The 21,459-nt window shown below is 72.4% G+C and carries 22 protein-coding genes; 13 read left to right on the top strand and 9 right to left on the bottom strand.

What is annotated here, in order from left to right:
- Positions 1–71: 71 nt before the first annotated feature.
- Complete coding sequence (locus SY2F82_RS34855; RefSeq protein ID WP_200423075.1) at positions 72–584, top strand: GNAT family N-acetyltransferase; 513 nt, start codon at positions 72–74, stop codon at positions 582–584.
- Positions 585–611: 27 nt separating this feature from the next.
- Here the strand turns inward: SY2F82_RS34855 and SY2F82_RS34850 are convergent, their stop codons facing one another.
- Complete coding sequence (locus tag SY2F82_RS34850; RefSeq protein WP_200423074.1) at positions 612–890, bottom strand: hypothetical protein; 279 nt, start codon at positions 888–890, stop codon at positions 612–614.
- Between the two features lie 243 nt (positions 891–1,133).
- Here SY2F82_RS34850 and SY2F82_RS34845 point away from each other — a divergent pair, with 243 nt between their 5' ends.
- The gene (locus SY2F82_RS34845; RefSeq protein WP_200423073.1) at positions 1,134–4,304 is read left to right on the top strand and encodes a cytochrome P450; all 3,171 of its coding nucleotides are present in this window, start codon (positions 1,134–1,136) and stop codon (positions 4,302–4,304) included.
- 220 nt (positions 4,305–4,524) lie between these two features.
- Positions 4,525–4,758 carry a hypothetical protein gene (locus SY2F82_RS34840; protein WP_200423072.1) on the top strand — a complete coding sequence of 78 codons (234 nt, stop codon included), beginning with the start codon at positions 4,525–4,527 and terminating at the stop codon, positions 4,756–4,758.
- 109 nt (positions 4,759–4,867) lie between these two features.
- Here the strand turns inward: SY2F82_RS34840 and SY2F82_RS34835 are convergent, their stop codons facing one another.
- From SY2F82_RS34835 to SY2F82_RS34825, 3 genes are all read right to left on the bottom strand, one after another.
- Positions 4,868–5,836 carry an SDR family NAD(P)-dependent oxidoreductase gene (locus SY2F82_RS34835; protein WP_200423071.1) on the bottom strand — a complete coding sequence of 323 codons (969 nt, stop codon included), beginning with the start codon at positions 5,834–5,836 and terminating at the stop codon, positions 4,868–4,870.
- A 389-nt stretch (positions 5,837–6,225) separates the two neighbouring features.
- Positions 6,226–6,888, bottom strand: coding sequence for an HAD family hydrolase (locus tag SY2F82_RS34830; RefSeq protein ID WP_200423070.1), 663 nt, complete (start codon positions 6,886–6,888; stop codon positions 6,226–6,228).
- An 18-nt stretch (positions 6,889–6,906) separates the two neighbouring features.
- Entirely contained in the window at positions 6,907–7,968 is a 1,062-nt protein-coding gene (locus SY2F82_RS34825) for a PHP domain-containing protein (RefSeq protein WP_200423069.1), read from the bottom strand.
- A 97-nt stretch (positions 7,969–8,065) separates the two neighbouring features.
- Between SY2F82_RS34825 and SY2F82_RS34820 the strand changes: the two genes are divergently transcribed.
- Complete coding sequence (locus tag SY2F82_RS34820; protein WP_200423068.1) at positions 8,066–8,302, top strand: hypothetical protein; 237 nt, start codon at positions 8,066–8,068, stop codon at positions 8,300–8,302.
- 45 nt (positions 8,303–8,347) lie between these two features.
- Here the strand turns inward: SY2F82_RS34820 and SY2F82_RS34815 are convergent, their stop codons facing one another.
- The gene (locus SY2F82_RS34815; protein WP_200423067.1) at positions 8,348–8,896 is read right to left on the bottom strand and encodes a VanZ family protein; all 549 of its coding nucleotides are present in this window, start codon (positions 8,894–8,896) and stop codon (positions 8,348–8,350) included.
- A 263-nt stretch (positions 8,897–9,159) separates the two neighbouring features.
- On the opposite strand from SY2F82_RS34815, the gene SY2F82_RS34810 reads away from it, so the two are divergent.
- Genes SY2F82_RS34810 through SY2F82_RS34785 form a run of 6 tightly spaced genes read left to right on the top strand, consistent with a single transcriptional unit; the run spans position 9,160 to position 12,885 of the window.
- Complete coding sequence (locus tag SY2F82_RS34810; protein ID WP_200423066.1) at positions 9,160–9,342, top strand: hypothetical protein; 183 nt, start codon at positions 9,160–9,162, stop codon at positions 9,340–9,342.
- On the top strand, positions 9,339–9,788 hold the full coding sequence (locus SY2F82_RS34805; protein WP_200423065.1) for an MrpF/PhaF family protein: 450 nt from the start codon (positions 9,339–9,341) through the stop codon (positions 9,786–9,788). The genes SY2F82_RS34810 and SY2F82_RS34805 overlap by 4 nt, the downstream gene beginning before the upstream one ends.
- Positions 9,781–10,044: a hydrogenase subunit MbhD domain-containing protein gene (locus SY2F82_RS34800; protein ID WP_200423064.1), complete on the top strand. Its 264-nt coding sequence runs from the start codon at positions 9,781–9,783 to the stop codon at positions 10,042–10,044. Before SY2F82_RS34805 ends, SY2F82_RS34800 begins: the two co-directional genes overlap by 8 nt.
- Entirely contained in the window at positions 10,041–10,784 is a 744-nt protein-coding gene (locus SY2F82_RS34795; protein ID WP_200423063.1) for an MnhB domain-containing protein, read from the top strand. The genes SY2F82_RS34800 and SY2F82_RS34795 overlap by 4 nt, the downstream gene beginning before the upstream one ends.
- Positions 10,781–11,128, top strand: coding sequence for a sodium:proton antiporter (locus tag SY2F82_RS34790; protein ID WP_200423062.1), 348 nt, complete (start codon positions 10,781–10,783; stop codon positions 11,126–11,128). Before SY2F82_RS34795 ends, SY2F82_RS34790 begins: the two co-directional genes overlap by 4 nt.
- Positions 11,128–12,885, top strand: a complete 1,758-nt coding sequence (locus SY2F82_RS34785; RefSeq protein WP_200423061.1) for a complex I subunit 5 family protein — start codon at positions 11,128–11,130, stop codon at positions 12,883–12,885. Before SY2F82_RS34790 ends, SY2F82_RS34785 begins: the two co-directional genes overlap by 1 nt.
- A gap of 24 nt (positions 12,886–12,909) precedes the next feature.
- Here SY2F82_RS34785 and SY2F82_RS34780 read toward each other — a convergent pair whose 3' ends face one another.
- Entirely contained in the window at positions 12,910–13,590 is a 681-nt protein-coding gene (locus SY2F82_RS34780; protein ID WP_200423060.1) for a DUF4230 domain-containing protein, read from the bottom strand.
- 181 nt (positions 13,591–13,771) lie between these two features.
- On the opposite strand from SY2F82_RS34780, the gene SY2F82_RS34775 reads away from it, so the two are divergent.
- Positions 13,772–15,925, top strand: a complete 2,154-nt coding sequence (locus tag SY2F82_RS34775) for a DUF1996 domain-containing protein (protein WP_200423059.1) — start codon at positions 13,772–13,774, stop codon at positions 15,923–15,925.
- A gap of 89 nt (positions 15,926–16,014) precedes the next feature.
- On the opposite strand, the gene SY2F82_RS34770 is transcribed toward SY2F82_RS34775, so the two are convergent.
- On the bottom strand, positions 16,015–16,392 hold the full coding sequence (locus SY2F82_RS34770) for an anti-sigma factor antagonist (protein WP_236041969.1): 378 nt from the start codon (positions 16,390–16,392) through the stop codon (positions 16,015–16,017).
- A 153-nt stretch (positions 16,393–16,545) separates the two neighbouring features.
- The gene (locus SY2F82_RS34765) at positions 16,546–16,974 is read right to left on the bottom strand and encodes a MarR family winged helix-turn-helix transcriptional regulator (RefSeq protein ID WP_200423057.1); all 429 of its coding nucleotides are present in this window, start codon (positions 16,972–16,974) and stop codon (positions 16,546–16,548) included.
- 107 nt (positions 16,975–17,081) lie between these two features.
- Between SY2F82_RS34765 and SY2F82_RS34760 the strand changes: the two genes are divergently transcribed.
- Both SY2F82_RS34760 and SY2F82_RS34755 read left to right on the top strand, forming a co-directional pair.
- Complete coding sequence (locus tag SY2F82_RS34760; RefSeq protein ID WP_200423056.1) at positions 17,082–18,539, top strand: aldehyde dehydrogenase; 1,458 nt, start codon at positions 17,082–17,084, stop codon at positions 18,537–18,539.
- A 25-nt stretch (positions 18,540–18,564) separates the two neighbouring features.
- A complete protein-coding gene (locus SY2F82_RS34755) occupies positions 18,565–19,671 on the top strand; it encodes an NAD(P)-dependent alcohol dehydrogenase (protein ID WP_200423055.1) in 1,107 nt (368 codons plus the stop codon).
- 143 nt (positions 19,672–19,814) lie between these two features.
- On the opposite strand, the gene SY2F82_RS34750 is transcribed toward SY2F82_RS34755, so the two are convergent.
- The gene (locus SY2F82_RS34750; RefSeq protein WP_200423054.1) at positions 19,815–21,446 is read right to left on the bottom strand and encodes an amidohydrolase; all 1,632 of its coding nucleotides are present in this window, start codon (positions 21,444–21,446) and stop codon (positions 19,815–19,817) included.
- Positions 21,447–21,459: the final 13 nt, after the last annotated feature.

The raw sequence follows: 21,459 nt of genomic DNA, 5'->3' as shown, positions 1-21,459 counted from the left end.
CGCCCAGGTCAGAGGCGTGACCCCGGGTAGGCGCGGGGCCGTTGTCAGACCCCGGCCCTAGGGTGAGCGCCATGGACACCACGAACACGCGACAGGTGCGGCTCGAGCCCTGGGCCGAGGGCGACCTCTGGCTGCTGCGCAGGACCAACAGCCCGGAGATGACCGAGCACTTGGGCGGCCCCGAGACCGAGGAGCGACTCGCCGTGCGGCATCGGCGCTATCTCGCCGTGGAAGCGGGCCGGATGTACCGGATCACGCTGGCGGAGACCGGCGAGACGGTGGGGTCGATCGGCTTCTGGGAGCGGTCGTGGCGTGACGGGACGGTGTGGGAGACCGGGTGGGGCGTGCTGCCCGAGTTCCAGGGACAGGGCCTCGCCGCCCGGGCGGCCCGCGCGGTCGTCGAGGCGGCGCGAGCCACCGGGACCCACCGGTATCTGCACGCGTTCCCGAGGGCGGACCACCCCGCCTCCAACGCGGTCTGCCGCAAGGCCGGCTTCGAACTGCTCGGACAGGTCGACTTCGAGTACCCGAAGGGGCAGTGGGCCAGATCCAACGACTGGCGGATCGACCTCGCCCGCACCTGACAGCAGGCCGGGCCGCCGCGGCCTGCCCTAGGCGCTCCCAGGCGGTTCCTCCGCCTGCGCCAGCACCTCCGCCTCGACATCGGCGCGCGTCCGGCCGTGGGACTTCGCGTACTCGGTGAGCTCGGCCTGAAGGTCCCGGTCGAGGTCGCGCCAGGCGCGCCACGCGGTCTCGTACGTGTCGGTCTGCTGCTTGGTCCACGGCGTGGCGGTGGGCGGGCCGTACTTCTCGCGCAGTTCGGCGGTCCGCACCTGGGCCTCTCTCGCCGCACGCTGCATCTCCACGATTTCTTCAAATGTCTTCGCCACGGCCCCGGATCCTAGGCGCGCGCACGAGGGGCCGGGTCCCGCGACCCGCATGAGAGGACCGAGATCGACCGGTCGGCCCTAGGTGGTGTCCGGCAACGCCGTCTTGCGCACCACGGCCGGCCTGGCAAGGCCCGGCCGGCTCTTTCCACTGCGGATTCATGTAGTCGCACGGCACGGACCCCCGGCGACCGGCGACCAAGCTGGTGGCAGGAGTTCCGTACCGCGAAAGGCAGTTGTCGTGCCATGTCCCCCACCGCGCACCCGCAGACCACCCTCGGCACCCCGCACGGCGTCCCCGTGGCCGACATCTCCGACATCGGCCCAGGCGGCACTCCGATCCAGCAGGCCATGGAGCTGATGCGCCGGCACGGCCCCGTGCTGGTGCGCCGGCTGCACGGGCGCGACGTCCTGTTCGTGGCCGACCTCGACCTGGTCACCGACCTCTCGGACGAGGCGCGCTTCGCCAAGGCCGTCGGCCCCGCACTGGAGAACGTGCGCGAGTTCGCCGGGAACGGCCTGTTCACCGCGTACAACGACGAGCCCGACTGGGCCAGGGCCCACGACATCCTGATGCCCGCCTTCGCCCTGGGCTCGATGCGCACCTATCACCCGGTGATGCTGCGCGTGGCGCGCCGGTTGATCGAGTCCTGGGACCGGGCCGGCCGCGACGGCCGGCCGGTGAACGTTCCCGACGACATGACGCGCATGACCCTCGACACCATCGGGCTCGCCGGCTTCGGCTACGACTTCGGCTCCTTCGAGCGCGACGAGCCGCACCAGTTCGTCGAGTCGATGGTCCGCTGCCTGGAGTGGAGCATGACCCGGCTCGGTCGGCTGCCCGGTGACGACCACACGGCGGCGGACGCGGCCTTCCGCGAGGACGCCGCCCACCTCGCGCAGGTCGTCGACGACGTCATCACCGCACGCAGGGCGGGCGGCGGGCAGCAGGGCGAGGCGGAGGACCTGCTCGGCCTCATGCTCACGGCGAGGCACCCGGCCGACGGCACCACCCTGGACGACGCCAACATCCGCAACCAGGTGATCACCTTCCTGATCGCCGGCCACGAGACCACGTCCGGCGCGATGTCGTTCGCCCTGTACCACCTCGCCAAGAACCCGGCCGTGCTCCAGCTCGTCCAGCGGGAGGTCGACGCCCTGTGGGGCGACGCCGCCGACCCGGAACCGACGTACGACGAGATCGGACGGCTCACCTACACCCGCCAGGTGCTCAACGAGGCGCTGCGACTGTGGCCGACCGCTGCCGCCTTCGGCCGGCACGCCCGCGAGGACACCCTGCTCGGCGGCCGCATCCCGCTGCGCGCCGGGCAGTCCGTCACCGTCCTCACTCCGATGCTGCACCGGCAGCCGGTGTGGGGCGACAACACCGAGCTGTTCGACCCCTCCCGCTTCACACCCGAGGCCGAGGCCGCCCGCCCACCGCACGCCTACAAGCCGTTCGGCACCGGTGAACGCGCCTGCATCGGCCGCCAGTTCGCGCTGCACGAGGCGACCATGCTGCTGGCGATGCTGGTGCACCGCTACCGCCTGCACGACCACGCCGACTACCGGCTCACGGTCAAGGAGACCCTCACCCTCAAGCCCGAGGGCTTCACCCTCACCCTGTCGCCGCGCACCGCCGCCGACCGGACGCACCCGCCCCTGCCGGGCGCCCACCGGCCCCGTACGGAGTCCGCGCCCGACGACACCACCCTGCCCGCCCGCGTACGCCCCGGCACCCGCGCGTTGTTCCTGCACGGCAGCAACTACGGCACCTGCCGTGACGTCGCAGGCCAACTCGCCGACGAGGCCGCCGCCGTCGGCTGTGAGACGGAGGTCGCACCGCTCGACGCATACGTCGGCGGGCTACCCGCCGACCGCCCCGTCGTGATCACCGCCGCCTCCTACAACGGGCAGCCCACGGACGACGCCACCGCCTTCGCCGCCTGGCTGTCCGAGAACGCGACCGACGCCACGGACGTCACCTACGCCGTCCTCGGCGTCGGCGACCGCACCTGGGCCGCCACCTACCAGCACGTCCCGACCCGCATCGACGAACGCCTGGCCGAACTCGGCGGCACCCGGCTGCTGGCCCGCGCGGCGGCCGACGCCTCGGGCGACCTCGGCGGCACCGTCCGCGCCTTCACAGCGCGGCTGCGCACCGCCCTCCTGGACCGGTACGGCGACCCGGACGCCACCGGCTCCACGGAGCCGGCCCGGGCCTACGAGGTCCGGACCCTCACCGGCGGCCCCTTGCACGCGCTCGCCGCGCGGCACGACCTGGTTCCGATGACGGTCACCGAGGCCTACGACCTGACCGCGCCCGGCCACCCCCGGCTCAAGCGGTTCGTGCGCCTCGCACTGCCCGGCGGCACGACCTACCGCACCGGCGATCACGTGGCCGTGCTGCCCGTCAACGACAAGGCGCTCGTCGAGCGGGCCGCCGCCGCGCTCGGCGTGGACCTGGACACGGTCCTGGACGTCCGAGCGGCCCGCCCACGCCGGGACGGCCTGGCCGTGGACCGGCCGTTGACGGTGCGTCAGCTCCTCACTCACCACGTGGAATTGCTGGAGCGCCCGAAAGCCGACCAGCTGGCCGCGCTCGCCACCGCCAACCCGTGCCCTCCCGAACGTGCCGCGCTGGCGGCCCTCAGCGACGACCCGCGCACACTCGTCGAGGTCATCGAGGCGTACCCGGCCCTGCGCGGTGCCCTCGACTGGCCGACGCTGCTCGACCTGCTCACGCCGCTGCGCCCGCGGCACTACTCGGTGTCCTCCTCACCCGCGGCCGACCCCGGCCACATCGACCTCATGGTCTCGCTCCTCAAGGCCCCGGCCCGTTCCGGGAACGGGACCTATCGCGGCGTCGGCTCAGGGCACCTCGCCACGGTCGAGCCGGGCGACACCGTCCTGGCACGCATTCAGCCCTGCCGTGAGGCCTTCCGGGTCGACCACTCGGGTCCGGTCGTCATGGTCGCGGCCGGTACCGGTCTCGCCCCGTTCCGCGGCGCGATCGCGGACCGGGTGCGGGCGCTGGCCGAGGGCGCCCGGCTCGCCCCGGCCGTCTGCTACTTCGGCTGCGACGCACCGGACGCGGACTTCCTGCACGCCGAGGAGTTGCGGGCCGCAGAGGCCGCCGGTGCGGTCTCGCTGCGCCCCGCGTTCAGCGCGGCGCCCGTCGACGGGGTGTCCTTCGTGCAGCACCGCATCGCCGCCGAGGCCGACGAGGTGTGGCGGCTCCTCGATGCCGGGGCGCGCGTGTACGTGTGCGGGGACGGCTCCCGTATGGCTCCGGGCGTCCGTGAGGCGTTCCGGGCGCTGCACGCCGAGCGGGTGCCGGACGGGGACTCCGGACGGTGGCTGGACGAGCTGATCGCGTCGGGGCGCTATGTCGAGGACGTGTACGCGGCCGGGTGACGGCATCGAAGGGCGGCCACCGCTGGGCTGCCGTGGGCCCGCCCCGAGGGTGCCCGTCGGTCACGGCCGCTCTCGCCCCTCAGCCACCTGCCGGTTTCCCTGGTCAACCCGGCATCGCCGGTTTCGTGGACCCGCCCCGCGGTACTCGCGCCTCGCCCGGAAGGGCCCTGCCCCGTGCGGGGCCCGCCGTGCCGGCAACGAGAGGAATGGAGTGATCGCCGTGACCGAGCACCGACATGAGGGTCCCGGCGAGACCGTGGAGCGCGTTCCGCGGGACATGCCGGACCAGCAGGCCCACGAGGGCGAGGACCGGTGGGACGCCCGCCCCGCTGAGGGCGGCACCGATGCCCCGGACGTCCCCGACACGGACGAGGCGGGCACCGGCAGGCGGGGCGCCCCGCACGCGGGTTCCGCCCACCCCGAGGGCCCCGTACCGGACGAGTCCCCGGACTGACCGCCTCGTCCCCGACGTACCGGCTGCGCCGCCGGCCCCGGAGCGAGAGGCTCCACGGGCCGGCGGCGCGGTCACGTCCGCGGACACCGAGCGGCCGAGCCGCCCACTCTCAGGAGCCGGACGCGAACGCGTCGACGCCCGTCAGGTCCGCGGACAACTCCCACAGGCGCGCCGCCTCCTCCGGATCGATCGCCCAGTCCTTCACCCCGCTGCGGCCGCCGTCCGCCGGTGCGGGCTCGGCGATGTCGCAGTCCTCGCAGTACAGTCCGCCCATGCCGTCCAGGCGGGGCGAGGTCGCCGCCCAGACCTGGGTGGCCGCACCCTGCTCGGGTGTCTTGAAGGCGTCCGGGTCCACCAGGGCGCCCGTCTCGTCGATCCAGCCGCGCTCGACCATCTCCTCCTTGGCGAGGTGACGCTGCAGCGGGGTGAGGATCCCGCCGGGGTGCAGCGAGAAGGCGCGGACCCCGTACTGCCGGCCCAGCCGGTCCAGATGCACGGCGAACAGGACGTTCGCGGTCTTCGCCTGGCCGTACGCCTCCCACTTGTCGTACCCCTGCTTGAAGTGCGGATCGTCCCAGCGAATCCCGGACCTGTGGTGGCCGGTCGACGACACGGACACCACTCGCGCCCCGCCCGGTGCGATCGCCGGCCACAACCGGTTGACGAGCGCGTAGTGGCCGAGGTGGTTCGTGGCGAACTGCGCCTCCCAGCCGGGTCCCACCCGTGTCTCCGGGGTGGCCATGATCCCGGCGTTGTTGATCATGATGTCGATGGAGCGTCCCGACGCGAGGAACCGCTCGGCGAACCCGCGCACGCTCTGAAGGTCACCGAGGTCGAGCTCGTCCACCTCCACCCGGCCGAGCCCCGCCAGGGCCTCCTGGGCCACGTCGCGGCGCCGCGCCGGGACCACCACCCGGGCGCCCGCCTTGACGAGCGCCCGCGTCGTCTCCAGGCCGAGCCCGGAGTAGCCGCCCGTCACCACCGCGAGCCTGCCGCTGAGGTCGATTCCTCGAAGTACGTCGTCGGCGGTGCTCTTGGCGTCGAAACCCGACCCGATCCTGTGCTGTGCAGTGCTCATGGGAGGACGCTACGAATTGGAGTGCGCTCGAAGTCAAGCCGGTGCCGTCCCGGGACACCGGCATGTACGGCGTGCGGCGTGCGGCCCGGGCGGCGGGCGCCAGGCCGTGCGGGAAACCGGGCGTGTGCGGGCAAGGAAAAGCCCCGACCGGACGGGGGAATGCCGGTCGGGGCAGTCTGTGGTGGGCGCGCACGGCGGTCGCCTCTCGGCGAAAGGCTCCACAGGGCTTCAGCCGAACGATCGTCCCTGTGGGCGGAAGGTGAGGCCCGGGGACACTGTCCCGTGCGCTCCCACGGATGGTTCAACGGGAAACTACCGGTCGGTGTTCCGAAAAATCCAGCCTCCCGAGGTGATCTGCATCACTGTGCGACGCGTGCGGTCCCGCACGTCTACGTGTCCGGAGCCAGCGGACTGTCCGCCAGCATCGCCAGCAGGTGCGCCGGATCCCGGTAGATCGCGCGCGCCCCGGCCTCCTGGAGATCCGCGCTCGGAATGCCCCCGGACAACAGGCCGACGCACGTCACTCCGGCCCGTGTCCCCGCCCGCATGTCCCACACCGTGTCGCCCACGAACACCGCCTGCTCGGGCGGCACCCCGGCCAGCTCCAAGGCGTGCTCCACGGGGTCCGGCGCGGGCTTGCCCGCCTTCACGTCGTCCGCGCTCGCCGTCGCCGCGATCGCGTCGTCCGCCCCGATCGCCCGCCTCAGCGCCGACAGCTCGTGCCCGCTCGCCGAGGTGGCGAGCACGACGTTCCAGCCGTCGTGGTCGAGCCGGCGCAGCAGCCGTCCGGCGTCCTTGAGTGGCGGGAGGCGGTCGAAGTACGTGCCGTACAGGGTCGTGTGCGCGGCCACCAGCGTGTCGACCTCGTCCCGGTCCCGCCCGCCCAGCAGATGGGCGATCAGGTCCTCGGAGCCGAGCCCCACCGCCCGGTGGATGGCGTGCATCGGCACCTGGTGACCCGCCTGCCGGAACGCCTCCCACCATGTCGTGACATGCAGATGATTCGTGTCGACGAGGGTTCCGTCCACGTCGAACACGGCCGCCCGTCCCATGTGCCGTCCTCTCCTCCCTCACGTACCGGGCCGGGTACCACGCACCGCGCCGGCCACACGCGCGGGAACCCGCCGCTCACGGGTCCAGGCCAGCAGCTCCTCGGCGTTCCAGGTCGTGACCACACGGTCCGCGGGCACCTGGCACTCCTCGGCCCGGGCGCAGCCGTTGATCTGCCAGTCCAGTTGCCCGGGCGCGTGGGCGTCGGTGTCGATCGCGAACAGCACCCCCGCCTCGACCGCCCGGCGCAGCAGTCGCCGCGGCGGATCCAGCCGCTCGGGCCGGCTGTTGATCTCCACGGCCGTACCGGACTCGGCGCACGCGGCGAACACCGCGTCCGCGTCGAACTCCGACTCCGGGCGCCCTCGCCCGGTGATCAGCCGTCCGGTGCAGTGGCCGAGCACGTCGGCCAGCGGATTGCGGACGGCCGCGATTATGCGGCGGGTCATCGAGCGGGCGTCCATGCGCAGCTTGGAGTGCACCGACACGACCACGACATCGAGCCGGTCCAGCAGCTCCGGGTCCTGGTCCAGTGAGCCGTCCTCGAGGATGTCGCACTCGATGCCGGTCAGCAGCCGGAAGGGCGCCCACTGCTCGTTCAGCGCGGCGACCACGTCCAGCTGCTCGCGCAGCCGCTCGGGGGACAGCCCTCGGGCGACGGTCAGCCTGGGGGAGTGGTCGGTGAGCGCCGCCCACTCGTGTCCGAGCCGCGCCGCCGTGCGGCCCATCTCCTCGATCGGGCTGCCGCCGTCCGACCAGTCCGAGTGCAGATGGCAGTCGCCGCGCAACAGCGCCCGCAGCCGCTCGCCGCCCCGCTTCGGCGCGCTCCCGCCCTCCCGCTCCAGCTTCTCCAGGTAGCCGGGGACCTGCCCGGCCACCGCCTCCCGCACCACCTGGGCGGTGGTGGGACCGATGCCCTTGAGCGACTCCAGCGTCCCGGCGGCCGCGCGCTCGGCGACCTCGTCCCCGGGCAGAGCGGCCACCACGGCGGACGCGGTGCGGAAGGCTCGTACGCGATAGGTGGGGGCCTGGGCCCGCTCCAGCAGGAACGCGATCCGGTCCAGCGCTGTGACGGGGTCCATCGGCACCTCCCTCCTCAAGCGTTGCCCAGCCGGGTGCGGCCCGCACGACGGGCGCGTCCGGCCGCCTCGGCGCCCGGACCGCTCTACCCTCGATTGCATGACCGAAATCGCGAGTCCCCACATCTCCCGTCCGCGGATCGTGGTGCTCGGGGTCCAGCCGGGCGACCCGCCGTTCCGGATCGTGGAGGTCGACGGCGAAGTGGTCGGCGCGGCGCACTCGCTCACCGACGTGCTGGCGCTGGCCGCGGAGGCGGGCGTCCTGGTCCACGACTGCGACGACCCGGACATGGTCCGCTGGGTGGGCGGCGGCAAGTTCCGCTGGACGCCGCACTAGCCCGTACGACGACCTGGTACGGCGACTCGGCGCGAGGCCGCCGCCTCAGGCCTTGCGCGACGTGCGCGGCTTGCGGGCATGCACGGCCCGCCCCAGCCGGCGGCCCACCAGCAGATGGCCGAGCAGCGCGCCCGCGGTGTTGAGGATGACGTCGTCGATGTCGAAGGCCCGCCCCGTGACGACCGCGCCCTGCACGAGTTCGACCAGCAGCATCACGCACGCGGTGACAAAGCCCACGCGCAGGATGCCCCGCGCCCCGGGCGCCAGTACCGGCAGCAGGATCCCGAACGGAACACCTAGCAGTAGGTTCCCGCCGATCTGCCGCACGGCGTCGCGCGCCCCGGAATGCTCCAGATAGGCGCGCAGGGACCGCCCCGGATGCAGATTGCTGTGGACCAGCGCCCGGGACGCGGGCGACGGCTCCAGCGTCAGCCGGGCCAGCGCGGCGGCGAACGCCACCATCGCCACGAAGGCCAGTGCCATGGCCAGCAGCCGCAGTGGAAGCGGCAGCGGCCGCCGTTCCCGCTCAGGCGCCGCCGGTGCCCGGCGGAGACCGGACCTGGCGGCCAGTGCGCGCAACGCCGGATGTGCCATCGCGTCCTCCCGGTGTCAACTTGGCTCCAAGCGAAGCTGATTACCCGCTGTGGGGGCATCGAAGCCCGCCGGTGCGCAAGCCGGGACAGCCGTGCACCACTGATGAACCTGAGGCATACCGCCGTCGGTTTCCCCGCCCGTACGCGGGGCACTCCGAGCAGCAGCCACTCGCGCGCGCCGCCACCCCCCGCAGCCCGCGCGGTGCTTGGATGACATTCCAGTTGTTCAGGACATTCCACGGCGACAGTGGACGGAGGCGGTGCATGAACGCGCGTACGACATTCCGGGCCGCCCTCGAGATCGTCCTCTGGTGGGGCGGCCTCACCGTGCTCTGGATCGTTCTCATCAGCTCCGTCGACACCCTGGAGTGGGCCGTCGGCGCGTCGGCCGCACTCGTGGGCGCCGTCGCGGCACGCGCCGCACGACGGGCGGTGGGCGCCCGGTGAACGGCTGGACGCTCACGGCCACGATCGCGCTCGGCGCGGGCGTCGGCGCCACGGTGTGGGGTGTCTCGACCGGGCCGCTGCGCCGCCGGGTCGTCGCCCAGAACCTGTCCAGCGCGGTCGCGTGCCCCGGACTGCTGCTGCTGTCCCAGGGGTTCGGGCGCACCTCGTACGTCGACCTCGCGCTCCTGCTGGCCCTGTTGGGGCCGGTCGGCACCCTCGTCTTCGCCCGGCTGCTCGCCGACGAACTGGCCGAGGACCCGCCGCAGGCCTGGGGCATCACCCTCGCCGTCGCCGGATACGGGGCCGTGGTGGTGCTGGTGCTGTGCGCCGTCACCGGACCCGGGCGGGCGATGGTCAAGCTGCTGGTCGTCGGGGCACTGCTGATCAGCGGCAACCTCATCGCCTCCCGGGCGCTCGCGGGCGGATTCGGGAGCCACCGTGGATGACCCGCTGATCGTCGTCGCCCTGCTGCTCGTCGCCGCCTCGGCGACCGCGGCCGTCGCCACCCGCGACCCCGCCCGCCAGGCCCTCGTCCTCGCCCTGCTCGGCCTGTGTCTGGCCGTGCTGTTCACGGTGGTGCAGGCCCCCGACGTGGGCCTGTCGCAGCTCGCGGTGGGGTCCGCGGTCACCCCGCTGCTGATCATGCTCTCGGTGCGCAAGGTCAGGAGGAAACCCGGGGGCGGAAAGGGGGAGGAGCGATGACGCCGCGCGTCCGGGTGGTCGTGCTGGCTCTCGGCGGCGCCTGCCTCGCGGCCCTCCTCGTCGCCGCCTGCCTCGGTCTGCCCTCCTTCGGCGGCTCCCGGCACCCCTACGGAGACCGGGCCGTCCACGCCTCCCTGTCCCGGCAGACCGCCAACACCATCGCCTCCGTCAACTTCGACCTGCGCGCCTTCGACACGCTCGGCGAGATGAGCATCCTGTTCGCGTCCGTCCTCGGCACGGTCGTGCTGCTCCGCCAGACCCGCGACGAGAAGCGCGCCGCGCCGGAACCGGAGACGGTCGCGCCACCCGTCCGCCGCTACGCGCTGATCGTGCTGCCGGTCGCCGTCCTCACCGGCCTGTACGTCATCGCGCACGGCCAGCTCAGTCCCGGCGGCGGCTTCCAGGGCGGAGTCGTCGCCGCGACCGGCCTGCACCTGCTCTACCTCGGCGCCGACTACCGCGCCCTGGAACGCATCCGGCCGATCGACGTGTACGAGATCGGCGACGCGCTCTCCGCCTCCGGCTATCTCGTGACGGGGCTCGCGGGCGTCCTCGCCGGCACGGCGTTCCTCGCCAACACCCTTCTGCCGTACGGCACGTTCAACACACTGTCGTCCGGCGGAATCGTGCCAGTGCTGAATGCCGCCATCGGCATGGAGGTGACCTGCGCGATCGTCGTCCTGCTCGCACGCTTCCTGGACCAGGCCGTCGAAATCGAGGAGGAGGACGGGAACCGATGAGCGTACTGCCGTACCTCGTGGCCGTCTGGATCTTTCTGACCGGCTGCTACGGCCTCGCGACCAGCCGCAACCTGATCCACGCGGTCGGCTGCCTCGCGGTCTGCCAGTCCGCCACCTACGTCCTGCTGCTCGCCGTCGGCTACCGCGACGGCGGCACCGCGCCTGTCTTCTCCGACCTCAAGCCCGGTTCACGGCCCGTCGTGGACCCGGTCGTACAGGCGCTCACCCTCACCGACATCGTCGTCGGCGCCACCGTCACCGCCCTGCTGCTCGCCCTCGTCATGCAGGTCGCCAAGCGCCACGGCACCGTCGACCCCGACGAACTGCGGGAGCTGCGCGGTTGATGAACCACCTGTTGCCGCTGCTGGTCGCCGTCCCGTTGCTCGGTGCCGGAGCGCTGGTCGCCTGCGGACGCCTGCTGCCCCGCGTCGTCGCCGAGAGCGCCGGGTGCGTCCTCTCGGGCGGCACCGCCGCCCTCGCCCTCTGGCTGCTCCTCAACTCCTCGCCGCCGCTGACCGAATGGGTCGGTGCCTGGACGCCCGTGGGCGGCGAGAGCGTCGGCATCGTCCTCGTCGGGGACGGCCCCGGGCTCGGGATGGCCGCTCTCGCCTCCGTGCTGACGCTGGGGGCCCTCGTGTACTCCTGGCGCTACTTCGAGGAGCCGCCCCGTGGGCACGCCGGTTCCTACCCCGCCCTGTTGCTGCTGTTCCAGGGCGGCATGTGCGGCTTCGCGATCACCGGCGACCTGTTCAACGCGTTCGTGTTCTTCGAGTTGATGGGCGCCGCGGCCTACGCCCTGACCGGCTTCCGGGTCGAGGAGGCCAAGGCCGTCCAGGGCGGGCTGACCTTCGGCGTCATCAACTCCCTCGGCGCGTACGCCATGCTCATGGGCATCGGACTGCTGTACGCGCGCACCGGCCAACTCGCCATGACCAAGCTGGGACGCGGACTCGACGCCCACGGCGGACCCGATGCGCTGACCCTCGCCGCCTTCGTCCTCGTCCTGACCGGGCTGCTGGTCAAGTCCGCCGCGGCACCGTTCCACTTCTGGCTGCCCGACGCGCACGCCGTCGCACCCACCCCGGTGTGCATGCTGCTGTCCGGTGTCATGGTCGAACTCGGCCTGTACGGGGTGTGGCGCGTCTACACCACCGTCTTCTCGGGGCCCGGCGGAATTCCGGCGGCCGACCTGGAACGGGCCCTGGTCGTCCTGGGCATCCTGACCGGCGTCGTCGGCGCCGTCATGTGCTGGCAGCAACGCCACATCAAACGGCTCCTCGCCTGCTCGACCATCGCCCACATGGGGCTGTTCCTCGTCGGTGTCGGCACGCTCGTACCCGAGGCGGACGACGGGGTGGCCCTGTACATCCTGGGACACGCCGGGGCCAAGGCCGCGCTGTTCGCCTGCACCGGCCTTCTGCTCGACCGGTTCGGCTGTGTCGACGAGGCGGCGCTGCACGGCAGCGGCCGTCCGCTGCGCGGCGTCGCGGTGATGTTCGTGCTCGGCGGACTCGCGCTCGCCGGACTGCCCCCGTTCGGCACCTCCCTCGGCAAGGCGGTCCTCGAGGAGGCGGGCGGGCCGCTGACCGTGCTCTACGTCGCCGTGTCCGCGGTCACGGGCGGCGCGGTCCTGCGGGTCGCCGCGCGCGTCTTCTTCGGGCTCGGACCTCAGCCGCAGGTCGATTCGGCGTACGAGACCGCCGGCACCGGAGAGGAACCCGAGACCCGGCACCGGCTGCGCCGCATCCCGGACACCATGACGGCCGTGCCCGCCGTGCTGCTCGCCGCCTCGCTCGCGGTGGGCGTCGTCCCGGGTTTCGCGCAGACCGTGGCGCGCTCCGTGAACGAGTCCGGCTCGGGCGGTGCGGCCGTCTCGGTCCACTGGACCGCGGCCGGCGTACTGCTGGGGCTCGCCTCCACGGTCCTCGCCCTCGCCCTGGCCGCACTCGCCGTCGCCCGCCCCGGACTGCTCGCCCTCCGGGCGTGGACGCTGCCACTGCGTCGGCTGCAGTCCGGGCACATCGGGGACTACGTGGCGTGGGTCCTGGCGGGTGCGGCCCTGCTGGGGGTGCTCGCCCTGCCGGCTGTCCTGACCGGCTGAGAGCCCTGAGCGGAGGGCGGCGGCTCAGGTGCCGTAGGACACCTTCACCTCCTTGAAGCCGAGGGACTTCAGCAGCCCGTCGAGCATGCTGGTGGTGTTCGTCTCGGCGCGGCCGGTCAGTTCGCTCTCCTTCGCGGCCTCGGCGATGTGCTGGACGGCCAGTTTCTGCACGGCCTGCTCACTGCCCGGGTTGTCCGAGAAGAAGTCGCCGATGCGGTCGAGCAGGCCGCGCTGTTTGGAGACGGCGTAGGAGCGGTCGGGGTCGAGCGCGGGTTTGCCCAGGGCGGCGTGGGGGAGCCGGATGGTGGCGGACGTGCGGTCGCCGTTGACCTCGACGTCCTGCTCGTGGACCTTGCCGAGGTCGACGTAGGCGTCGACGGTGCCCGCGCCGACGTACAGGGTGCGGGTGCCGCGGATCGCCGACGGCAGGAACCTGGAGTCCTTCTCCAGGTCCACGACCACCTGGAAGTTGCCTGAGGCGGCCTGGTAACGGCTCATGTCCTGGATGGACTTCAGCAGTGCGGGTCCGGACCGGTCGTGCGTGTCCGTGCCGAACAGGTCACGCAGCCCCGGGAACACGCTCAGCCGCAGCCCGGCGAAGAACACCGCGAGCAGGGCGACGAGCGCGACGACGGCCTTGCCCCAGCCGGGCATCCGCCGCCTCGCGGTCACCGATGAGGGTGCCTGCTTCGTGGACGTCGTCATCTCGACAGTCCTCCCTTCTGACAAGCGGTTGCCCGCCAGATGCCTTGGTCGAACGCGACGTTGCGCGGCTGGGGAAGCAAACGGCGCGGCCATGAGGTCGCTGTGAATTTCCGGTGCGGTTGAACACAGCTGGGTTTCGCCACGTACAGGGAGGGGGGCTTACCATGCCGAGCCGGCCAAGATGTGTAGGAGCACTGCCTTGAGACGCAATTCGCGTAGACGTCCGACGGGCGCACGGCGCGCGACCTTTGCAGCGGTCGCGCTGATATTGGGCGGAGGGGGGCTGGTAGCGGCGAACGTCTACGCCTCGGCGACCGAGGGCGGCTGGGGCGGCTCGGAACAGGGCGGCGGCGACCGGGTCCTGGCGGCCGGGACCGTCACCATCGACTGCCCGGACGTCGGCCAGAAGCTGACCGACGTGCCGGGCGCGGTGAAGCCGCAGGTCGACACGGAACTGGCGACACTGGACCAGCAGATCACCGAGGCCTACGACCGGCTGGCGTCCACGCGCCAGGCCCAGGCGGACGACACGGACTACGTCCAGAACTCCATCCTCGGCCCGCTCAAGGACCGGCGCGCCGCGGTGATCGACCGGATCAAGACCGACTACCGACGGGCGGGCGGCACCGCCCCCGGCGCGATCGACGGCATGGCAGCGTGCACGGGGATACCGGCCGATCGGGCGCAGCCCTCAGCCGGTGGCCGGAGCGGCGACGGCGGACAGCAGAACAACGGGGGCGACGCCCAGAACAGCGGCGGACAGCAGAGCGGCGACGGTCAGAACAACGGCGGGCAGCAGGGCAACGGCGGTCAGGCGGGTACGAGCGGGCCCGTCGCCTCCGACTTCGTGGACATCCGGACCGTGCAGCCGAACGTCGTCAAGCCCGGCCTGCAGGCCGGCGGCTCCACCGGTTCCTTCGAGACCAGGTGCGGCGTCAACGAGAACAAGAACCACAACACCGACAACGTGATCGTGGCGCCCGGCGTCAAGAACGGCGCGCACCACCTGCACGACTATGTCGGCAACCAGTCGAACGACGCCTTCGCCACCAACGACACCTTCGCAGCGGCGCAGACCAGCTGCCAAAACCAGCAGGACAAGTCCTCGTACTACTGGCCGGTGCTCCGTGTCCAGGACGGCACGCAGGACTTCGACCAGAACGCCGACGGCGGCGGCAAGGAAGGCAACGTCGGCCGGATCCTGGTGGCCCGGCAGGCCGAGATCAGGTTCACCGGCAGCCCGACGAGCAAGGTCGCGCCCATGCCGCGGTTCCTGCGGATCATCACCGGTGACGCCAAGGCATTCACCAACGGCCCCAAGAACGCCAACGCGCACTGGAGCTGCACCGGCTTCGAGGACAAGGTGCAGCTGACGGACAAGTACCCGATCTGCCCGCAGGGCAGCGAGGTGGTGCGGTCGTTCGCGTTCCAGAGCTGCTGGGACGGCCAGAACATCGACAGCGCCAACCACCGCACACATGTGGCCTTCGCCGACGCGAGCGGCACCTGCCCGAACGGCTTCAAGGCGATCCCGCAGCTGACGATGCGTCTGGTGTACGACGTGCCGCAACCGGTCGTCGAGAACGGCCTGGTGAGGAACGCCTACGCGGTGGACGGCTTCCCCGAGCAGCTGCACAAGCCGATCACCGACCACGACGACTTCATCAACGTCATGACCGACGAGCTGATGAGCCAGGTGGTCGACTGCGTCAACACGGGCAAGCAGTGCGGTGGCGACGCCGGCGACCAGCCGCAGAACACGCCGTCACCGTCCGCCGACGCCCCGTCCGGCGGCGGCGACGCCGGTTCCGGCTCGACCACCTCGCCCGGCGGCGGGACGGGATCCACCCCGGCCGCCACACCCGGTGGCGGCGACGGAAACGGCTCCGGCACCCCCGGCCCGCAGTCCGCGCAGCCCTCCACGGCCGCGCCGGTCACCATGGCGCCGACCGCAGGTGCGGGTGGCGCAGGCGGCGGTGCCACGCCCGAGGTCCTCGCGTCCTCGTCGGCGGCCGGCGGCGGCGCGGTCGCCGAGCCGCGCAGCGCCTCCGAAGGGCACCACACCGGCGCGGCCACGCGTCCTGCCGAGACCTCGCCCGCCATCGGGGAGGCGACCTCCGCCGCTCCGTCCGCCGTCTCCTCCACGGCCCCGTCCGCCGTCTCCCCCACGGCCCCGGCCGCCGCCCCCTCGACCGCGCCGGGGACCGCGCCTCAGTCGGTCTCGGGTGGAGGGCTGGCGGAGACCGGTGCGCACCTGTGGCCGGCCGCGGCCGGAGCGGTCCTGGTGATCGCGGGTCTGGTGGTGCTGCGCCGGAACGCACGCAGGTCCTTCTGACACGCGTTCGTGCCGCAGGGAAGGGCGGCGAGACCTGACCGGATCGGACAGGTCCCGCCGCTCTCCGTCTCCGCCGCGTACCGAACGGGCTACCAGGATCCGGCGGACTCCGACTCGCCCAGGACCTCCTCGAGCGACGCCGCGGGCGGCAGCACGGCCGCCAGCCCGGTCAGGCGCAGGATGCGCAGGGTCAGCGGATGGGTGCACACCAGATGCAGTGTGCCGCCCTGCGCGAGCACCCGGCGCCGGGCCCGGTACAGCAGGCGCAGCCCGGAGCAGTCGAAGAACTCCACCGGACGCAGGTCGATGATGACGCGCGGGGCGCGCCGGATCGTCGCGGAGTCCAGGAACGGGATGATCTCCACCGCGGCGAGGATGTCGATCTCGCCGCGGAACTCCAGCACCGTGTGACCGCGCTCCCGGTGGATGCGCAGATGACGGGTGAGCGGTGCAGGATCCTGCCCCACGTCGACATCGCCTCCCCGCCAACTCCTCGCACCAGCCTGCAACTTACCCTCGACAGGGTGAATTTGAGCATGTTCGATTGACATATGTCTTCGAATTGAGGGCGAGTCGCCGGTGCAGGTCGCGACGGAGATCCTCGTTCGGCCGCGGCAGACCTACGACAACGCGTGCCAGGCCTTCGACAGCGCCTGACGGAGCTGATCGGCCTGGTGCGGCGTGAGGTCGCGGACCATCCGCTCCTCCAGCTCCCGCACCGGACGGGCGACCCTCGCCAACAGCTCACGCCCGGCGTCGGTCAGCAGGATCAGCAGTTCACGGCGGTTGCGCGGGTTGCGCTCCCGCCGCACCAGGCCGCGGCTCTCCAGTGACCGTACGAGGTCGGCCATGGACTGTGCGGTGACGAACGAGTCCCGGGCCAGCTGGGCCGCCGACAACCCGTCGTGGCGCTCCAGGACGGTGAGGGCCGTGTACTGCAGGGCCGTGATCCCCTCGGGCTTGACCAGCTCGTCCAGGTGCGAGCGCACCACGAGTTCCACCTGCTTGACCATATAGAGCAACGACGGGCGTGTCTGTGTACCGACCATGCGTGCACCCTAGACCATTGACAGGAAACCTGTCTGTAATCAGACTGCGGACCAACAGGATTCCTGTTTGTTGAACTTTTGGCGATCACAACGCTGGGGAGTGGGCCATGACCACCACCTTCGACATCGATCCCGGGCAGCTGTTCATCGGCGGCCAGTGGCGCGAGGCCGCGGACGGCGCCCGCATGGATGTCATCGACCCGTCCACCGGCCAGGTGATCACGACCGTCGCCGAGGCGGCCGCCTCCGACGTCGACGCCGCCGTACGCGCGGCCCGGGAGGCCTTCGACTCCGGGCCGTGGCCCCGGATGAGCGGCCGTGAGCGCGGACGCGTGCTGCACCGCGTCGCGGAGCTGATCCGCGCCAACGCCGAAGAGATCGCCGCCCTGGAGAGCCTGGACGTCGGCAAGCCGATCTCGCTGTGCGGCGCCGTGGACGTCACGAACGCGGCCAACGACTACGAGTACTACGCCTCCCTCGCACAGAGCCAGGACGGCGCGACCCGCGACACCCCCCTGGGCGCCTTCGCCTACACCCGGCGCGAGCCGCTCGGCGTGGTGGCGGCCATCACTCCCTTCAACTTCCCGCTGATCCTCTCCGGTTCCAAGCTCGCCCCCGCCCTCGCGGCCGGCAACACCGTGGTGCACAAGCCCGCCGAGGAGACCCCGCTCAGCGCCCTGTACATGGCACGCCTGCTGGCCAAGGCCGGTGTCCCCGACGGCGTGGTCAACGTCGTCACCGGCACGGGCCCGGTGGCGGGCGAGGCGCTGCTGCGCAACCCCGGCGTCGACAAGGTCGCCTTCACCGGTTCCACCGCGGTCGGCCGGCACGTGGCGAGCGTGGCGGGCGAAGGGCTCAAGACCGTGATGATGGAGCTGGGCGGCAACGCCGCGCACGTCGTCTTCGAGGACGCCGACCTCGAGAAGGCGGTCGGCGCGATCATCAAGGGCTTCGTCTTCAACACCGGCCAGTTCTGCATGGCCGGACCCCGGCTGCTGGTGGCGCGGCCGGTGCACGACACCGTGGTCGGCATCCTCGCGGAGGCGGTCGCCGGGGTGCCCGTCGGCGACCCGCGCGATCCGGGCACCGTCGTCGGGCCGATGGCGGGGGAGAAGCACCTGAAGAAGGTCGAGGAGTACGTCGAACTGGCCCGCAAGGAGGGTGCCAGGGTCGTCGTCGGCGGTGAACGGCTCGACCTGGGCGGCGGCTACTACTACAAGCCCACCGTGATCACCGGCCTGTCCAACGACTCCCGGGTCGTCCAGGAGGAGATCTTCGGGCCCGTCCTCACCGTGCAGCCCTTCGACTCCGAGGACGAGGCGGTGACACTCGCCAACTCCACGCCGTACGGCCTGGCTTCGGGCGTGCAGACCACCAACCTGGCCCGCGCCCACCGCGTCGCCGGGCGGCTGCAGGCCGGCATCGTCTGGATCAACGACTGGGCCATGCTCGACCCCGCACTCCCCTTCGGCGGCGTCAAGGACTCCGGCTTCGGCCGCGAGTACGGGCCCGAGGCCCTCGCCGCCTACACCAAGGTCAAGTCCGTCCTCGTCTCGCTCGACTGAGCGCCCGCGCAAAGGAGTTCACCGCATGACCACCACCACACGCGCCGCCGTGGTCGAGTCCGGGGGAGCGCCCTTCACGCTCTCCGAGGTTGAACTCGACGACCCGGGCCCGGGCGAGGCCCTGGTCCGCATGGTCGCCACCGGCCTGTGCCACACCGACCTCGGCGTGGCGGGCGGCGGACTGCCGTTCCCGCTGCCCGGCGTCCTCGGCCACGAGGGGGCCGGAATCGTCGAGGCAGTCGGGCCGAATGTGACGGGCGTCGAGCCCGGTGACCATGTGGTGCTGTCCTTCACATCCTGCGGCGGCTGCCGCAACTGCCGCGACGGGCACCCGGCGTACTGCGCCACCTGGCTGCCGCTGAACCTGATCGGCGGTCGCCGCGCCGACGGCACCAGCACCGTCAGCCGCGACGGCACCCCCCTGGGCGGCCACTTCTTCGGCCAGTCCTCCTTCGCCGAACGGGCCCTGGTGGACGAGCGCAGCCTGGTCAAGGTCGACCCGGAGGTGCCGCTCGCCTCCATCGCCCCGCTCGGCTGCGGAGTGCAGACCGGGGTCGGCGCCGTGTGGAACGTACTCAGGCCCCGCGCCGGCAGCACGCTCGTCGTCCTCGGCGCCGGCGCGGTGGGCCTGTCGGCGGTGATGGCGGCCGCCCTCACCCCCGCCGCCAGGATCATCGCCGTCGACCGGGTCGCCGAACGCCTCGCCCTGGCCAAGGAGTTGGGCGCCACGCACACCGTCAACGCGGCCGAGGCCGACCTCGCCGATGCGCTGGCGCTGCTGACCGACGGCCAGGGAGCCGACGGTGTCGTCGAGACCACCGGCAGCGTGGCCGTGCTGCGCCAGGGCGCCGACGCGCTGGCCGCCCGCGGCGCCCTCGTCGTCGTCGGCGCTCCGCCCTTCGGCACCGAAGTCGCCCTGGACGTCAACGGCTTGCTGCCCGGCAAGCAGATCGTGGGCATCACCCTGGGGGACAGCGAGACCCAGACCTTCATCCCGGCCCTCGTCCAGCTGGTCAAGGAGGGGCGGCTCCCGCTGGACCGCCTGATCGGCACCTATCCGTTCGCGGAGATCGACCAGGCGGTGCGGGACATGAGCGCGGGCAAGACGATCAAGCCCGTGCTCACCTTCTGAGCGAGCGCCGTCAGCCCACGAGCAGCTCCAGCGCGCTCGTGGTCCGGCCGGTGCCGCGAGCGGGTGCGCCTCGGCGGCACCGGCCGGCGGGAACGTCCACGGCGGACGTTCCCGCCGGCCGCCGACACGTGAAGCCCCGGTCCTCAGGCGTCCGGGGCCGCGTACACGCACGCGCCCCCGACATAGGTGAGCGCCACCCGTGTTTCGCCGATCGCCTCGGGCGGCCCGGCGTACGGGTCGCGGTCCAGCACCACCAGGTCCGCCAGCGCGCCCGTGCGCAGGGTCCCGGTGTCGTCCAGGTGGTTGACGTACGCCGACCCCGCCGTGTAAGCCGTCAGCGCGTCCGTGAGTCCGATCCGCTCCTCGGGCAGGAACACCGGACGCGAGCCGCCCGGAAGCACCCGGTTGACCGCGACATGGACGCCCTGCATCGGATCGGGGCTGCTCACCGGCCAGTCGCTGCCCGCCGCCAGGGTCGCCCCGGCCCGCAGCAGCGCGCCGAACGGATACTGCCGGGCGGCCCGTTCCGGACCGAGGAACGGGATCGTCAGCTCGTCCATCTGCGGCTCGTGCGCCGCCCACAGCGGCTGGATGTTCGCCGTCGCGCCGAGCTGCGCGAAGCGGGGCACGTCGTCCGGGTGCACGATCTGAAGGTGCGCCAGATGCGGCCGGGTGTCGCTCGGCCCGTTGGCCTTGCGGGCCGCCTCGACGGCGTCCAGCGCATCCCGTACGGCCCGGTCGCCCAGCGCGTGGAAGTGACACTGGAAGCCCAGCGCGTCCAGCTCGGTGACGTACGCCGGCAGCCGCTCCGGGGCGACGAAGCTGGTGCCGCGGTTGGCGGTGGCGCAGCCGCACGCGTCCAGGTACGGGTCGAGGAGCGCCGCCGTGCCGGTCTCGGCGACCCCGTCCAGCATCAGCTTGACGCTTCCCGCGCGGAACCTGCCGTGGCTCGACGCCGCCCGTCGCTCGACGAGTTCGGGTATCTGCTCGGCGCCGCGTCCGCGATCCCACCACAGGGCGCCGACGACCCGCGCGGTCAGCGAACCCTCGCGGGCGGCGGCCAGATAGGCGTCGGACGGGTCGTCCATGCCGAGGAAGTCGCCGACGAGCGCGTCCTGCCAGGCCGTGATGCCGAGCGCGTGCAGATGCCGCTGGGCGTGCAGCAGTGCGGCGAGCCGGTCGGCAGCGGTGGCCGCGGGCGTGAGCCGGCCGACGTACTGCATCGCCCCTTCCTGGAGCATGCCCGTGGGCTCCCCGGACGCGTCGCGCTCGATCCGTCCGTCGGCCGGGTCCGGAGTGTCCCGGGTGACGCCCGCACGCTCCAGCGCCCGGCTGTTGACCCAGGCGCCGTGATGGTCGCGGTTGGGCAGGTACACCGGCCGGTCCGGGACGACCGCGTCGAGCAGTTCCCGGGTCGGGGCACCGCCCTCGAAGGCCTCCATGGACCAGCCCCCGCCGGTGATCCACTCCCGGTCGGGGTGCGCCTCGGCGTACGCCCGTACCGCGGCGACGGTCTCCTCGGCGGTCTTCGTCCCGGTGAGGTCGCACTGGGCCATCTCCAGGCCGGCGGGCACCGGATGGATGTGCGCGTCCTGGAAGCCGGGCAGCAGCAGCCGTCCGGCGAGGTGGACGACCTCGGTTCTCGGACCGGTCAGTTCCCGTGCAGCGGTGTCGCCGACGGCGGCGATCCGGTCGCCCACGACCGCGACCGGGGTGGTGACGGGCCCGTCGGGGGTGAGGACGGGACCGCCGGTGAAGAGGAGATCGGCCTGCATGGTGTCCGTTTCT

Origin of the sequence: Streptomyces sp. Y2F8-2 (assembly GCF_014905555.1) — a bacterium.
GTDB classification, from domain to species: Bacteria; Actinomycetota; Actinomycetes; order Streptomycetales; family Streptomycetaceae; genus Streptomyces; species Streptomyces cynarae.
This window is presented reverse-complemented; position numbering and strand designations above follow the sequence as displayed.

What these genes read in the sequence shown, in the direction of transcription:
- SY2F82_RS34855 (WP_200423075.1), top strand. Translation starts at nt 72, where the DNA reads ATGGACACCACGAACACGCGACAGGTGCGGCTCGAGCCCTGGGCCGAG.
- SY2F82_RS34845 (WP_200423073.1), top strand. Translation starts at nt 1,134, where the DNA reads ATGTCCCCCACCGCGCACCCGCAGACCACCCTCGGCACCCCGCACGGC.
- SY2F82_RS34835 (WP_200423071.1), bottom strand. Translation starts at nt 5,836, where the DNA reads ATGAGCACTGCACAGCACAGGATCGGGTCGGGTTTCGACGCCAAGAGC.
- SY2F82_RS34830 (WP_200423070.1), bottom strand. Translation starts at nt 6,888, where the DNA reads ATGGGACGGGCGGCCGTGTTCGACGTGGACGGAACCCTCGTCGACACG.
- SY2F82_RS34825 (WP_200423069.1), bottom strand. Translation starts at nt 7,968, where the DNA reads ATGGACCCCGTCACAGCGCTGGACCGGATCGCGTTCCTGCTGGAGCGG.
- SY2F82_RS34820 (WP_200423068.1), top strand. Translation starts at nt 8,066, where the DNA reads ATGACCGAAATCGCGAGTCCCCACATCTCCCGTCCGCGGATCGTGGTG.
- SY2F82_RS34815 (WP_200423067.1), bottom strand. Translation starts at nt 8,896, where the DNA reads ATGGCACATCCGGCGTTGCGCGCACTGGCCGCCAGGTCCGGTCTCCGC.
- SY2F82_RS34810 (WP_200423066.1), top strand. Translation starts at nt 9,160, where the DNA reads ATGAACGCGCGTACGACATTCCGGGCCGCCCTCGAGATCGTCCTCTGG.
- SY2F82_RS34795 (WP_200423063.1), top strand. Translation starts at nt 10,041, where the DNA reads ATGACGCCGCGCGTCCGGGTGGTCGTGCTGGCTCTCGGCGGCGCCTGC.
- SY2F82_RS34790 (WP_200423062.1), top strand. Translation starts at nt 10,781, where the DNA reads ATGAGCGTACTGCCGTACCTCGTGGCCGTCTGGATCTTTCTGACCGGC.
- SY2F82_RS34785 (WP_200423061.1), top strand. Translation starts at nt 11,128, where the DNA reads ATGAACCACCTGTTGCCGCTGCTGGTCGCCGTCCCGTTGCTCGGTGCC.
- SY2F82_RS34780 (WP_200423060.1), bottom strand. Translation starts at nt 13,590, where the DNA reads ATGACGACGTCCACGAAGCAGGCACCCTCATCGGTGACCGCGAGGCGG.
- SY2F82_RS34775 (WP_200423059.1), top strand. Translation starts at nt 13,772, where the DNA reads ATGTGTAGGAGCACTGCCTTGAGACGCAATTCGCGTAGACGTCCGACG.
- SY2F82_RS34765 (WP_200423057.1), bottom strand. Translation starts at nt 16,974, where the DNA reads ATGGTCGGTACACAGACACGCCCGTCGTTGCTCTATATGGTCAAGCAG.
- SY2F82_RS34760 (WP_200423056.1), top strand. Translation starts at nt 17,082, where the DNA reads ATGACCACCACCTTCGACATCGATCCCGGGCAGCTGTTCATCGGCGGC.
- SY2F82_RS34755 (WP_200423055.1), top strand. Translation starts at nt 18,565, where the DNA reads ATGACCACCACCACACGCGCCGCCGTGGTCGAGTCCGGGGGAGCGCCC.
- SY2F82_RS34750 (WP_200423054.1), bottom strand. Translation starts at nt 21,446, where the DNA reads ATGCAGGCCGATCTCCTCTTCACCGGCGGTCCCGTCCTCACCCCCGAC.